Source organism: Paraglaciecola sp. 20A4 (assembly GCF_011378905.1).
GTDB lineage: Bacteria > Pseudomonadota > Gammaproteobacteria > Enterobacterales > Alteromonadaceae > Paraglaciecola.
On sequence record NZ_WTPY01000001.1, the window covers coordinates 37,301 to 50,506 of the forward strand.

General features: G+C 45.3%; 14 protein-coding genes. All 14 read left to right on the forward strand.

The genetic code is table 11. The features are described from left to right. Positions 1-17 precede the first annotated feature (17 nt). The 14 genes from gmk (at position 18) to GQS54_RS00210 (ending at position 13,140) form a co-directional block, all read left to right on the forward strand. Positions 18-665, forward strand: coding sequence for a guanylate kinase (gene gmk, locus GQS54_RS00145; protein ID WP_166422002.1), 648 nt, complete (start codon positions 18-20; stop codon positions 663-665). Between the two features lie 105 nt (positions 666-770). Then, positions 771-1,043 (forward strand): DNA-directed RNA polymerase subunit omega, encoded by a 273-nt coding sequence (rpoZ, locus tag GQS54_RS00150; RefSeq protein ID WP_158768414.1) that lies wholly within the window; start codon positions 771-773, stop codon positions 1,041-1,043. 115 nt (positions 1,044-1,158) lie between these two features. Further along, a complete protein-coding gene (gene spoT / locus GQS54_RS00155; protein ID WP_166422003.1) occupies positions 1,159-3,288 on the forward strand; it encodes a bifunctional GTP diphosphokinase/guanosine-3',5'-bis pyrophosphate 3'-pyrophosphohydrolase in 2,130 nt (709 codons plus the stop codon). A gap of 21 nt (positions 3,289-3,309) precedes the next feature. Further along, a complete protein-coding gene (locus GQS54_RS00160; protein ID WP_158768416.1) occupies positions 3,310-3,696 on the forward strand; it encodes a RidA family protein in 387 nt (128 codons plus the stop codon). 162 nt (positions 3,697-3,858) lie between these two features. Then, complete coding sequence (gene trmH, locus GQS54_RS00165; protein ID WP_166422403.1) at positions 3,859-4,608, forward strand: tRNA (guanosine(18)-2'-O)-methyltransferase TrmH; 750 nt, start codon at positions 3,859-3,861, stop codon at positions 4,606-4,608. A gap of 104 nt (positions 4,609-4,712) precedes the next feature. Then, positions 4,713-5,360: a peroxiredoxin-like family protein gene (locus GQS54_RS00170; protein WP_166422004.1), complete on the forward strand. Its 648-nt coding sequence runs from the start codon at positions 4,713-4,715 to the stop codon at positions 5,358-5,360. A 226-nt stretch (positions 5,361-5,586) separates the two neighbouring features. Next, a complete protein-coding gene (gene recG, locus GQS54_RS00175) occupies positions 5,587-7,662 on the forward strand; it encodes an ATP-dependent DNA helicase RecG (RefSeq protein ID WP_166422404.1) in 2,076 nt (691 codons plus the stop codon). Next, positions 7,655-8,443: a class I SAM-dependent methyltransferase gene (locus GQS54_RS00180; RefSeq protein WP_166422005.1), complete on the forward strand. Its 789-nt coding sequence runs from the start codon at positions 7,655-7,657 to the stop codon at positions 8,441-8,443. Before recG ends, GQS54_RS00180 begins: the two co-directional genes overlap by 8 nt. Before the next feature lie 49 nt (positions 8,444-8,492). Then, positions 8,493-8,888, forward strand: a complete 396-nt coding sequence (locus GQS54_RS00185) for a VOC family protein (RefSeq protein WP_166422006.1) — start codon at positions 8,493-8,495, stop codon at positions 8,886-8,888. A 36-nt stretch (positions 8,889-8,924) separates the two neighbouring features. Beyond that, positions 8,925-9,398: a peroxiredoxin gene (locus tag GQS54_RS00190; protein ID WP_166422007.1), complete on the forward strand. Its 474-nt coding sequence runs from the start codon at positions 8,925-8,927 to the stop codon at positions 9,396-9,398. Between the two features lie 146 nt (positions 9,399-9,544). Next, positions 9,545-10,516 (forward strand): ABC transporter ATP-binding protein, encoded by a 972-nt coding sequence (locus GQS54_RS00195; RefSeq protein ID WP_166422008.1) that lies wholly within the window; start codon positions 9,545-9,547, stop codon positions 10,514-10,516. Next, on the forward strand, positions 10,516-11,334 hold the full coding sequence (locus GQS54_RS00200; RefSeq protein ID WP_166422009.1) for an ABC transporter permease: 819 nt from the start codon (positions 10,516-10,518) through the stop codon (positions 11,332-11,334). Before GQS54_RS00195 ends, GQS54_RS00200 begins: the two co-directional genes overlap by 1 nt. A gap of 20 nt (positions 11,335-11,354) precedes the next feature. Beyond that, entirely contained in the window at positions 11,355-12,536 is a 1,182-nt protein-coding gene (locus GQS54_RS00205; RefSeq protein ID WP_240919781.1) for a sensor histidine kinase, read from the forward strand. Then, positions 12,523-13,140, forward strand: coding sequence for a response regulator transcription factor (locus GQS54_RS00210; RefSeq protein ID WP_166422010.1), 618 nt, complete (start codon positions 12,523-12,525; stop codon positions 13,138-13,140). Before GQS54_RS00205 ends, GQS54_RS00210 begins: the two co-directional genes overlap by 14 nt. Positions 13,141-13,206: the final 66 nt, after the last annotated feature.

Sequence of the window (13,206 nt, forward strand, 5' to 3'; positions counted from 1 at the left end):
TTGACTGAAAATCTTCTATGCCACAATCACTCGGAAATTTATTTATACTTGCAGCGCCTTCAGGGGCGGGTAAATCTAGCCTAATCAAAGCGTTACTGCAAAATCATCATTCAACTGAAATTCATAATAATGAAATGCAAGTATCGGTTTCGCATACCACACGGGCCCCGCGGCCTGGGGAAGTGGACGGAGAGCATTATCATTTTGTTAGCCGAGAGGTCTTTCAGGAACGCATCCGTAAAGATGAATTTTTTGAATGGGCAGAGGTGTTTGGTAATTATTACGGCACGTCTAAAGTGGTAATTGAGCAAACCTTGCGTAAAGGTATCGATGTGTTTTTAGACATTGATTGGCAGGGCGCACGGCAAGTTAAAGCGCAAATTCCGGATACGGCGACTATTTTTGTCGCACCGCCTTCTCGTGAAGAATTAATGCGCCGCTTGACCGAGCGGGGGCAAGACACGCCTGAGGTTATCCAAGACCGCATGAATAAAGCGGTATCTGAAATATCGCATTATCATGAGTTTGATTTTATTGTGGTAAATGACGATTTTAAGGCCGCCCTAGCCGAACTTGACGCTATTGTATCAAGTCGTCGTTTGCGTAAAGAAAAACAAGTGATGCGTCATCAAAGCCTGTTTGAAAACTTATTAGCCAACGATTAGCACAAATATTCAGCGTTAAGATCATTAAAGATCTTTTCTAATTTGAGGTTTGCAAGTACACTATGCGACCTTTTTTGAAAACATAGCTACCCGACGGAGATCAAAATGGCTCGCGTAACAGTTGAAGATGCCGTAAATAAAATTGGCAATCGGTTTGATTTGGTTTTAGTCGCAGCACGTCGTGCCCGACAACTTGCCATTGAAGGTAAGGTTGCACATGTAACGGTAGGTAACGATAAGCCTACAGTTGTAGCACTACGTGAAATCGAAGAAGGTTTTGTAAATGCTTCGACTCTTGATGCTGAAAACTTGCGTGATCAACATGCACAGGATCAAGCTCAGTTTGAGTCTGCGGCAAACATCCTTCAAGACCAGTAAATCAAGAAAAAAAGCCTGATTCCAGCGGCAGTGCATCAAACAGATGTTTTAGCCGTTGGCTTAGCGCCTATTTCACCGTATCCTTAAACTTTCCACCGTTTGAGATAAACAACACTTGTATCTTTTTGAGGGTTTAAAACAAAAGCTTGAGGCCTACCTCCCCCCGGACAAGGTAGCGGAAACTCAGCGTGCGTTTGTTGTAGCCCGAGACGCCCATGATGGACAAATGCGTTCCAGCGGCGATCCTTATATAACTCACCCCGTTGCGGTTGCTGGTATTCTAGCCGATATGCGTCTGGACCATGAAACGATCATGGCGGCATTGCTACACGATGTGATTGAAGATACCCACCATAGTAAAGATGATCTCAGTGCGCAATTTGGCGAAGCGGTAGGTGAGCTAGTCGAGGGTGTGAGCAAACTCGAAAAAATTCATTTTAGTAACAAGCAAGAAGCCCAAGTCGAAAATTTTCGCAAGATGTTGATGGCGATGGTGCAAGATATTCGGGTTATTTTGATCAAACTTGCCGATCGGACCCACAACATGCGTACCTTAGGTTCATTGCGACCTGATAAAAGACGCCGTATTGCCCGTGAAACGCTCGAAATTTATTCTCCTATTGCCCATCGCTTGGGTATTCACGATATTAAAAATGAGCTGGAAGATTTAGGTTTTCAAGCCATGTACCCTATGCGTCACCGTGCGCTCAAAGCCGCTGTGAAGCAGGCGCGGGGCAATCGTAAAGAAATTATTGAAAATACCCGCAAAGAAGTAGAAAGCCGATTAGCGGCTTTTGGTATTGACGCCCAAACCATTGGCCGTGAAAAACATCTTTATTCTATTTATCGTAAGATGAAAAACAAAGAATTGATGTTTAACGAAGTCATGGACATCTATGCGTTTCGCGTGGTGGTCGACAGTGTGGATAATTGCTATCGCGCTCTCGGGGCGATGCACGGTTTATACAAACCCATCGAAGGGCGCTTTAAAGATTATGTGGCTATTCCTCGTACTAACGGTTATCAGTCGTTGCATACGTCTTTAATTGGTCCCCATGGTATTCCTGTCGAGATACAAATACGTACCGGTGAAATGGATAAAATGGCCGATATTGGCGTCGCCGCACACTGGATGTACAAAGACGATGAAGAATCTAGCGACACCACTGCACAAGTGCGTGCCCGCAAGTGGATGCAATCGTTAATTGAGTTACAACAAAGTGCCAGTTCATCATTTGAATTTATTGAAAATGTAAAAACGGATCTCTTCCCAGATGAGATTTACGTATTTACGCCCGATGGACGCATTGTCGAGTTACCACTTGGCGCAACAGCAGTTGATTTCGCATATGCGGTGCATACCGGAGTGGGGAATACCTGTGTGGGCGTGAAAGTTGAACGGCGTACTTTTTCGCTTAGTAAGCCATTAGAAAACGGTCAAACCGTTGAAATTATTACTTCACCCAGAGCTAAGCCTAACGCAAGTTGGTTAAACTTTGTGGTCAGTGCTCGTGCGCGTTCACATATTCGTCATTACCTTAAGAACCAGCGTTCAGAAGAAGCTTTCAGCATGGGAAATCGTTTATTGCGCCATGCATTGGGCAAAATTAAGTTAGATGAAATCCCGCAAGCTGATATCGCGCGTGTTTTGGAAGAAACTAAGCATTCTGATTTTGAATCCCTAGTAGCAGACATTGGTTTAGGTAACGAACTCAGTGCCATTGTCGCGCGACGCTTGTTAGGTGAAGCGGCTGAAATACCAGAAAGCGGACGTAAAGTGGCCATTCGAGGCACCGAAGGTCTGTTAGTATCCTATTCTCGCTGTTGTCATCCTATTCCAGGGGATGAAATTGTTGCTGTGCTTAGTCCCGGTCGCGGCATGATGATTCACCAGGCTGGATGTAGCAATATTCGCAAGCTAAGCAAAGAAGAGCCCCAACGTGTATTAGTCATGAAATGGGATGTAGAGCCCTTTGGCGAGTTCAAGGCTGCTCTGAGAATCGAGTTAATTAACCACCAAGGGACGCTGGCCCATTTAACCAATAATGTGGCGTCATGTGGCTCTAATATTGTCGGTTTACAAACCGAAGAAAAAGAAAGCGGTATCTATTATATTGATATAGAACTGACCATCAAAGATCGTATTCAGCTAGCGGATGTGATGCGTAAAATTCGCATTATGCCCGAAGTACAGCGGGTATCCCGACATAGTCAATCTAAGCAGAATAAATCTCCTAACGTATAAACTTTAAAAGGTAAGCATATTATGTCTAAGTCCGTTATTCATACTGACAAGGCTCCACAAGCTATTGGTACATACAGCCAAGCGGTTAAATCTGGCACGACTGTCTACTTATCAGGGCAAATTCCACTTGTAGCTGAAACCATGGAAATGGTCTCTGACGATTTCGCAGCACAAGCGGAACAAGTTTTTAAAAACGTACAAGCTGTATGTGAAGCGGCAGGTGGGACAACTAACGATTTAGCGAAAGTTAATATTTTCTTAACGGATTTATCTAACTTTGCCACTGTTAATGAAATTATGAGCAAGTACTTCAAGCAGCCTTATCCAGCGCGTGCAGCGATTGGTGTAAAAGAATTACCGCGAGGCGCTCAAATTGAAATTGACGGTGTGATGGAGTTACCTGAGTAACACCCCGTTTATTTCTGATTTAACGCTATAATATTGGCGGCGCATTTGCGCTGTGTTGCGCACGCGTATAGCCCTATACCGTGCGCTGATTATAAGATGCGGACTTTTGCTCTAGATGCATCATAAGAATAAGAACATAAGACTATGACTGCTTTAGCTTCCATGACTGCAGAGCGTTATCAGCGCATCCGTAAATTACTTGCTACTCGCCAGCCCTCCCTAACGATATGTTTAGAACAAGTGCATAAACCACACAATGTGTCGGCGCTTATTCGCAGTTGCGACGCCGTGGGCATCAATCGAATTCATGCCGTATGGGATAGCAACGCAAGATTGCGTAAAAAAACCTCGATGGGTGCTGAAAACTGGGTTTATACAGATATGCATGCCAATATAGGTGACGCAGTGCGTCATTTAAAACAGCAAGATATGCAAATTTTGGTCACGCATTTGTCTGATGATTCAGTGGACTTTCGCGAGATAGATTATACCAAACCCACTGCCATTATTTTGGGGCAGGAAAAAAGCGGTGCCACCGAAGACGCGATTGCGTTAGCAGACAAAAACATCGTGATACCCATGGTCGGAATGGTGCAGTCATTAAACGTATCGGTTGCTGCGGCCGTTGTATTATACGAAGCTCAGCGCCAGCGCGAACTTGCAGGCATGTATAACACGATTAACTTAAGTGAAGAAGAGTGTCAGCGAGTGTTGTTTGAAGGTGGCTTTCCGGTATTGTCTCGAGTCTGTAAAAATAAAGCTATCGACTACCCTCATATAGATGAAAACGGCAATATAGTAGCGGATGCTAGCTGGTGGCAAAAAATGCAAATGACCGCCAAAGGTATGCGTAAATTAGAACAAGAAACACTGCGCGATAATGAGCGTATTTATACAAATAAGCGTCCTTAGGCTGCTTAATTAACTACAATGAATGCCAGTGCTTTTGGACTGTTTTCGCACAGCCAAAGCGATGCTATCTTGTGTTGCAATTGCTCACTGACTAAGGAAATCAAATGCTTTACCACCTAAAAATCAGACTTGGCAGTGTATTGTTGTTGCTTGCCGCGCTTGTTTCAATGTCTAGCTTTGCTCTGGATCGTACGTTAATAGCCAATGATGCCAACAATGTGATGCCCCTATTAGTTGGCCACAGTGCACCGAATACCACATTACAAACTGCAGACGGTGCGCCCGTCAGTTTAAAAGCCTTGACCATGCAAAAGCCCACCGTGTTGATATTTTATCGTGGCGGATGGTGCCCTTATTGCAACCGCCAGCTCGCAGGATTGAAAGATATAGAAAGCTCTCTTGATGAACTTGGCTATCAAATTTTAGCCATCTCTCCAGAAACGCCAGCCCAATTACAAGCGCAAAAATTGCAAAGCAAGTTTACTGTGCAATTGTTGTCTGACAGCAAACTCAATACCATTCGAGGGTTTGGTATTGGGTATTATGTAGCAGAGGAAACTACGGCTAAGTACAAAACAAAAAAGGGCGTCGAGCTAAATGCGTCGGATAGTAGCGGACATGCCGTTTTGCCTGCACCCGCGGTGTTTATATTAGACGAGCAAGGCATAATCAAATTTAGTTATGTGAACCCTAATTATAAACAGCGCTTAGCCCCTGAGTTGTTGTATCAAGCCGCTAAGTATTCTTTATAACCTTGTTTGCTTGTATTTCTAGCAAGGATCTAACAAATCGGTGTTAAGTTCTTGCTCCACTTGAGTAAATCGTGAAGTATAATGCACCCGCGCGGCGTTATTCAGACAGAAGGTAGGCGGCTATTTCTTTTTCACAGCATTATTCTAATGAGCATACGATCGCTTATCCTACATTGAGGCTTTATGTTGGTGTTAGTCCTATAGGTGCTCGATGCGCGGACATTCGATGCGCGGACTAGCCCAAACTTCTGTTACTCAGCTGAAGGGGGTGGGTAGTAAGGTCGCCGAAAAGCTGGAAAAGCTCGGCTTGCATACTGTGCAAGACCTGTTATTTCACTTACCCCATCGTTATGAAGATCGCACTCGAATTTATCCCATCGCTGAATTAATGCCTCATTTACACACCAGCGTAGAAGGAGAGGTAACGTCCTGTGATGTGCAATTTGGCCGTAAGCGCATGCTGATGGTACGTATCAGTGACGGCACGGGGACGATCACACTGCGTTTTTTTCATTTCTCCGCGGCTCAAAAGAACAGCCTTGAAGAAGGCACGCGTATTCGCTGTTTTGGCGAGGTGCGTCCAGGCAAGTTTGGTCTTGAAATCATGCATCCTGAATATAAAACCATCAGTGCTGAATCGCCGACGAATTTAGCCGAGTCACTTACACCAGTTTATCCCTCCACGGAGGGGATAAAGCAGATTACGTTGCGTAATTTAACGGAGCAAGCCCTCGCATTGCTTGATAAAGGCGGTTTAGCCGAATTGCTACCCGATGGTATGTATCAACATCAAGTGGGCTTAGTGGAGGCGTTGCACCTAGTGCACAGGCCGCCGTCCGATGTGACGCTGACCTTACTAGAAGAGGGCAAACACCCTGCGCAGCAGCGCTTGGCCTTAGAAGAATTACTCGCTCATCATCTAAGCGTGTTAAAAGTACGCCATCAAAGTCAGCAGCAAAAAGGTTTTGCCATTACACCTAGCAAGCCTTTATTAAAGCAACTGCTGGACAGTCTGCCGTTTGAGTTAACCGGCGCACAAAAGCGCGTTATACACGATATTCAGCAGGACATGCAACGCCCAACACCTATGATGCGTCTGGTGCAAGGAGACGTGGGCTCCGGTAAGACTCTAGTCGCCGCTATGGCCGCTTTGTCGGCTATCAGTGCAGGTTACCAAGTGGTTATGATGGCGCCTACGGAGTTGTTAGCCGAACAGCATATGAATAATTTTCAAGGCTGGTTTGCTCCCCTTGGAATCGAAGTCGGCTGGTTAGCCGGCAAGTTAAAAGGAAAAGCGCGTACTGAAACACTTGAGAATTTGGCCAGTGGCCAATTACAGTTATTGGTGGGTACCCATGCGGTGTTCCAAGAAGCGGTGCAATACCAATCTCTGGCTTTGGTAATCGTGGACGAACAGCATAGATTCGGGGTACATCAGCGACTAGCATTACGCGAAAAAGGTGTGCAACAGGGAGTCTTTCCCCACCAATTAATCATGACGGCCACTCCTATTCCTCGGACTCTCGCCATGACAGCTTATGCAGACCTTGATACTTCGGTTATTGACGAGTTGCCTCCAGGGCGAAAACCTATCACCACCGTGGTATTGCCTGACACACGGCGAATTGATGTAGTTGAGCGGGTCCGTTTGGCAACCGTTGCAGATGGGCGACAAACCTATTGGGTATGTACGCTGATTGAAGAATCGGAAGTGTTGCAGTCACAAGCGGCTGAAGAAACCGCGATTGCGCTAGCGTCGGCTTTGCCCGAGTTAAAAGTTGGTTTGGTGCATGGCCGTTTGAAAGCCGATGAAAAGCAGCGGCTAATGCAGCAATTTAAAGATGGGGAAATAGATTTATTAGTCGCCACCACAGTCATTGAAGTGGGTGTGGATGTGCCCAATGCCAGCTTGATGATTATCGAGAACCCAGAGCGTCTAGGTCTAGCTCAGTTGCATCAATTGCGCGGCCGAGTAGGGCGAGGCTCAGTGGAAAGCCACTGCGTGTTAATGTATCAAAGCCCGCTATCGAAAACCGCCAGCAAGCGATTAGCTGTGTTGCGTGAATCACACGATGGCTTTTATATCGCTCAACAAGATTTAGAAATACGCGGACCAGGTGAATTACTCGGCACAAAACAAACTGGTTTAGCCGATTTACGTATTGCTGATTTGGTTCGCGACGCTGAACTGATTCCTCAAGTACAAACCCTGTCGGTGCAATTATGGGAACAATACCCGGCTAACGCCCAAGCGATTATTAACCGGTGGCTTGGTCACAAAGAGCAATACGGCCATGCTTGATCATCATCCCGTGAAATCTATTCCTGTGATTACAGTGCCTAAAGGCGCAAGTCAGGGGCTTATCGATAGAGCCAAGAATACAGCGCAGCAGTGGCATTTAGCATTTGCCGAAAATGTCAGCCAGGGGTTAGTGTTAATGCAAAGCGAGGCGCACTTAGCACTTAAGCAACTCAATGAACCCAAAGTAGGTGAAGTGCTAGTTGATTTTGCCTCTGATGCACTAACGTTTAGACGCTTACACGGCGGCGGTAAAAAAGAAGCCATAGCCAAGGCCGTCGGGTTAAAAGGGCAGACCGAGTTAAGCGTGCTCGATGCTACAGCTGGCTTAGGCCGTGACGCATTTGTGCTAGCAAGTTTAGGATGCTGTGTTGATATGATAGAGCGCTCATCGGTCGTGTCGGCTCTGTTAGCCGACGGGCTGATGCGCGCCCAGCATAGTGATTCGCTGGCGTCGTGGCTACCGAATAGAATGGTTTTGCATCCTGGTATTGCGGTTGAGTTAATGGGGAATTGGACACATAGCGCCCCCGATGTAGTGTATCTTGATCCTATGTTCCCTCATCGTAAAAAAAGTGCTGCAGTCAAAAAAGAAATGCGCTTATTTCAGCAACTATTAGGACCTGATGAAGATGCCGATGCCTTGTTAGCACCGGCATTAGCGTTAGCTAAAAAACGTGTTGTGGTTAAACGTCCCGCTGGGGCGCCATTTTTAGCTGGGCAAAAACCGCAGATTGAAATGCAGGGCAAAGCAAACCGGTTTGACGTGTATTTGATTAACTAGTGTATTTTTTTAAACGACAAAATAGTGCGTAATAATAGTAAGGAATTTCATGCAACAAAGCGTATGTAACGTCACTCTGCTGGTGGATGATTACGATAAAGGCGTTGAGTTTTATACTCAAACTTTGGATTTTAACCTCCTCGATGACATCAAAAATGGCCCAAATTCCCGTTGGGTACGAGTCGCTCCAAATCATAAACTTGGTCAGGCAGGTGCTGCGCTGGTGTTGATGAAAGCTGAGGCAAATCAACAGCCATGGGTAGGAAATCAAACCGCTGGCAGCGTGGCTTTTTTTTTGCAAACAGACAACTTTCAACGTGATTACGAAAATATGCTGCAAAAAGGTGTGACCTTTTTAGAGCAGCCCAGAGATGAGCCCTACGCCACAGTCGTAATATTTCAAGACTGTTTTGGTAACAAATGGGACTTGCTGCAGTCAAAATAACACAATATCAACCACTCACTTTTAAAAGGACATACTATGATCAAAGTCGGCGATACCTTACCAGAAGTTACCTTTAGCTTGCGTGAAAATGGCGAAGGCAGTAACCCTACTACCGCAGCATTATTTGCGAATAAGAAAGTCGTGCTGTTTGCCGTACCTGGCGCATTTACCCCTACCTGTTCAAACACCCATTTACCTGGTTATATCACGTTGGCTGATAAACTTGCCGCAAAAGGCGTTGATAGCATTATTTGCTTATCGGTTAACGATGCTTTTGTGATGGAAGCATGGGGCAAGTCGCAAAATGCTGAGCATATTACTATGTTAGCCGATGGCGGCGCTGAATTTAGCCAAGCGATAGGGTTAGCCAAAGATACGGGGACATTTGGCGGGGTGCGCTCTGGTCGTTACTCTATGCTGGTTGAAAATGGCGTGGTAAAAGCGTTGAACATTGAAGCGCCAGGCAAGTTCGAAGTCAGCGATGCCCAAACGATGTTAGACAGCCTGTAGGGTTTCCCTTCGTTTCACCTGAGCATTCATAGTCAATTGTATAATGTGACAATTGTCATCTGCTATTGATGACAGTTGTCTGTGATGTCAGCCCCTTTCCTTGTTCATACTCTTTCTACGCTCACAAAACGAAGAAAGGTATCACCATGCAATACTCCACCAGTGCAGTATCCAGCTACTCAAGCGAGGCGTCATCTAAGGTGATTACGAGTCTGCGCGGCGTTCATAAGCGCTTTAACAATAAAATTGCTCTTAATAATATCGATTTGGATATTCATTCAGCTCAGGTACTGGCTATCTTGGGCGCCAATGGCGCAGGTAAAACCACGTTAATCAATATCTTACTTGGTAGGCTAAACGCCGATGCGGGCGCGGTGAGTGTATTTGGCTATCCCGCGGGTTCGTTACCAGCAAGACGTCAAGCGGGCGCTTTACTACAAATAGCATCGTTACCTGAAACGTTAAAAATTAAAGAGCATATCGCGCTTTTTCGAAGTTATTACCCGCAACCCATGGCTTATGAAAACGTTATTGAGTACGCAGGATTACAGGGCATGGAAAATCGCTACTCTACGAAGTTATCTGGAGGCGAAAAGCAAAGATTACTGTTTGCGTTGAGTATATGCGGCAACCCTAAGTTGCTGTTTTTAGATGAGCCAAGCGTCGGTATGGACGTCCAGGCCAGAAAAGGCTTATGGCAAGCTATTTTAGACCTTAAAGCCGCTGGAACCGGCATTGTGTTGACGACCCATTATTTAGAAGAAGCCGACAGTTTAGCCGATGAGATTGTTTTGCTTAACCAAGGTGACATTATCCAGCGGGGTACAACCTGTCAGATAAAGGCCAGTGCTTCCCACACGACCATTCGTTTCAGTGCTGGTAACACTGTTGATGACTTCAATACCGATATAGCCAAACGCTATCAAAACATTGCTGGCGTAGAGCAAGTGCGCATCAGTGGCAAGTTTATCGAGTTGTTTAGCCGTAATGCGAATCAAACCTTAGCTGCGTTATTAACGCTTTACGCTGATATACAAGATCTAACCGTTTCAAGTGTTGGCTTAGAAGACGCTTTTATACAACTTAATGAAAACGTTAATAATCAAGGGGAACAATAATGAATAATTCAAACACGATTGTCGTTTCATCCAACGCGCATCTATCCAACCACAGCGCTGCACATCGAATGACGGCGAAGCAAATAGCTAAGTTGTTCTATCTTGAAACCAAATTTGAGTGGCTAAAGAGTATCCGTAACCCGGCGTTTGCTTTGCCCGCGACGTTATTTCCTGCCATATTTTATTTGTTTTTTGGGGTGTTAATGAATCAACATAACCCGCAAGCAGCCACTTTTTTGTTGTGCACCTATGGCACATTTGGCGTAATTGGTCCTGCGCTATTTTCATTTGGAGCAGGGTTAGCCGTCGAGCGCGGTCAAGGTTGGTTAGATATAAAAGACGCATCACCCATGCCTGCATCGGCGCAAGTTGTGAGTCGTCTTTTTGTGTCTATGGGATTCTCTATCATTGTGCTGGTGACGTTAGGTCTGGTTGCATTTGGCTTGGCTGACGTGAGCTTATCGCTGGGGCAAGTATGGCTATTGTCGGGTATTTTGATCATAGGTGGGTTGCCTTTTTGCCTGCTGGGCCTAACGCTTGGCTTGTTGCTAAAAGCTGAAAGCGCCCCTGCGGTAGTGAATGTCATATATTTGCCTTTGTCGTTCCTTTCAGGTTTGTGGGTACCACTGAGCCTCTTGCCGAGTTACTTACAGTCCTTTGCCCAGTTTTTACCCCCCTACCATTTGTCACAGTTAGCGCTAAAAGTGGTGGGACAAGACGCTGGGGGTTCTGTCGTACAACATCTGCTTATACTCGTGATATTCTCAATATTGTTTTTCGCATCGGCTATGTTAGCGATCAAGAAAAAAACAACATAAATAGAATAAAGATAAACGGATTGAGCGAACATACATACAAGGAAATAGCACGGGTGAATAAAGTACTGCGAAAATTAGATAATTGGTTATTGCCCAGAAACTTAAGCGAACCAATGACGCCTTACTTACTGCTGATTTACTTGCCGTTCTTTTTTGTGCCAGTTGCCGTGACTTATCAACAGCCCATAGAGCTATTATGGTCTGCACTGGCTACATTGGCATTCTTATTGGTGTACTTTCGTTGCTATTGGGCACCCAATCACCAGCTTATTCACCATATTATCGCTATTCTAGTAATCGGCAGCCTAGCGGCTTTGCTCAGCCCAACCGCCAACACATTTTTCATCTATGCCGGGGCTATGTGCAGTCGATTAAAATCAGTTAAATTTGCTGTCACCACTATATTTAGCATACTGCTTTGGATGGTAGCGATAAGCTTTGTACTCAAATTAAGTGTGTATTTTTATATTCCAGGCTTAACCTTTACCGCCATCATCGGGCTGATGAATACCTACCAATATGCGCTGCAACAAAACAAGCAAGCATTGATATTATCTCGCAAAGAAACCCAGCGCCTTGCTAAGGTAGCAGAGCGTGAGCGTATCGCTCGAGACCTGCATGACTTAATCGGCCACACGTTTTCGGTTATCACCATAAAAGCGGATTTAGCCGGTCGGTTGTTAGATAAAGATGTTGCTAAAGCCCGGGTTGAAATCAAGCAACTGGAAGATATTGCACGAGATGCCCTTAGCCAAGTTCGTGAGGTGGTATCGGGTTACCGCACCAGTGATTTACTCAGTGAATTGGCTAATGCGAAAAACGTATTTGCGGGTGTCGATATTGATTTTACCTACCATTTTGACAATCTAGATGAGCAGCACATCGATTTAGTCTCATCTGCCAATAAAGAATTAGCCATCGTATTACGCGAGCTCGTGACCAATATACTTCGCCATGCCAAGGCGAGCAACGTATCGGTGACTGTAAAGAAGCTCAACGAACAGATAGTATTGACGGTACATGACGATGGCCAAGGTTTTGAACAAATATCTCGCAGCGGATTTGGCATTCAAGGCATTGAAGAACGTATGCGTCAGCTTGGCGGTTCGGTGCAGATAAAAAGTGGGGGTGGCTTCAAGGGCACGTTAACTGAAATAGTGCTACCTATAAACGACAAGGGACCCCTTTATGCAACAAATTAATATCTTACTGGCAGAAGACCAAACTATGTTGCGTAACGCCCTAGCGACTATTTTGGATTTGGAAGATAACTTACAGGTAGTGCATAGCTGCGCAACAGGCAAACTGGCCTTTGATTATATGCAATCCCCCAGCGGCCAAAAAGTGGATATTGTGCTTAGCGATATTGAAATGCCAGACATGACAGGGTTAGAGCTCGCCCAGCATCTTTATGAATCAAAAGCCCAATGCAAAGTCATTATTTTAACGACGTTCGCCAGAAGTGGGTATTTGCGCCGGGCAATGGACTCAGGGGTGAAGGGCTATTTATTGAAAGATTCTCCGTCAGATGAACTCATAAAGGCAATTTACAAAGTGCAGCAAGGGGGTAGCGCCATTGCACCAGAGCTGATGGTTGAGTCATGGATGGAAAAAGATCCTCTGTCAGACAAAGAGCGGCACGCCCTACGCCTAGCCAAAGAAGGATTGTCTACCGACGAAATTGCCAGCAAATTGTTCCTATCAGCGGGGACAGTTCGAAACTATTTATCTTCTGCAAGCAGTAAGTTAAATGCTAAAAATCGAATTGAAGCGGCGCGCATCGCCCATCAAAATGGTTGGTTATAAATGCCAAGGCATCTGTCTTATGTCACGAATATAATGGCGTTTTGTAGGCTATTGGCATGATGTAAT

Excerpts from the sequence above, each read along its gene's own strand:
- GQS54_RS00200 (WP_166422009.1), top strand. The coding sequence starts at position 10,516 with ATGAATAATTCAAACACGATTGTCGTTTCATCCAACGCGCATCTATCC.
- GQS54_RS00190 (WP_166422007.1), top strand. The coding sequence starts at position 8,925 with ATGATCAAAGTCGGCGATACCTTACCAGAAGTTACCTTTAGCTTGCGT.
- recG (WP_166422404.1), top strand. The coding sequence starts at position 5,587 with ATGCGCGGACTAGCCCAAACTTCTGTTACTCAGCTGAAGGGGGTGGGT.
- GQS54_RS00210 (WP_166422010.1), top strand. The coding sequence starts at position 12,523 with ATGCAACAAATTAATATCTTACTGGCAGAAGACCAAACTATGTTGCGT.
- trmH (WP_166422403.1), top strand. The coding sequence starts at position 3,859 with ATGACTGCAGAGCGTTATCAGCGCATCCGTAAATTACTTGCTACTCGC.
- gmk (WP_166422002.1), top strand. The coding sequence starts at position 18 with ATGCCACAATCACTCGGAAATTTATTTATACTTGCAGCGCCTTCAGGG.
- GQS54_RS00160 (WP_158768416.1), top strand. The coding sequence starts at position 3,310 with ATGTCTAAGTCCGTTATTCATACTGACAAGGCTCCACAAGCTATTGGT.
- GQS54_RS00170 (WP_166422004.1), top strand. The coding sequence starts at position 4,713 with ATGCTTTACCACCTAAAAATCAGACTTGGCAGTGTATTGTTGTTGCTT.
- GQS54_RS00180 (WP_166422005.1), top strand. The coding sequence starts at position 7,655 with ATGCTTGATCATCATCCCGTGAAATCTATTCCTGTGATTACAGTGCCT.
- rpoZ (WP_158768414.1), top strand. The coding sequence starts at position 771 with ATGGCTCGCGTAACAGTTGAAGATGCCGTAAATAAAATTGGCAATCGG.
- GQS54_RS00195 (WP_166422008.1), top strand. The coding sequence starts at position 9,545 with ATGCAATACTCCACCAGTGCAGTATCCAGCTACTCAAGCGAGGCGTCA.
- GQS54_RS00185 (WP_166422006.1), top strand. The coding sequence starts at position 8,493 with ATGCAACAAAGCGTATGTAACGTCACTCTGCTGGTGGATGATTACGAT.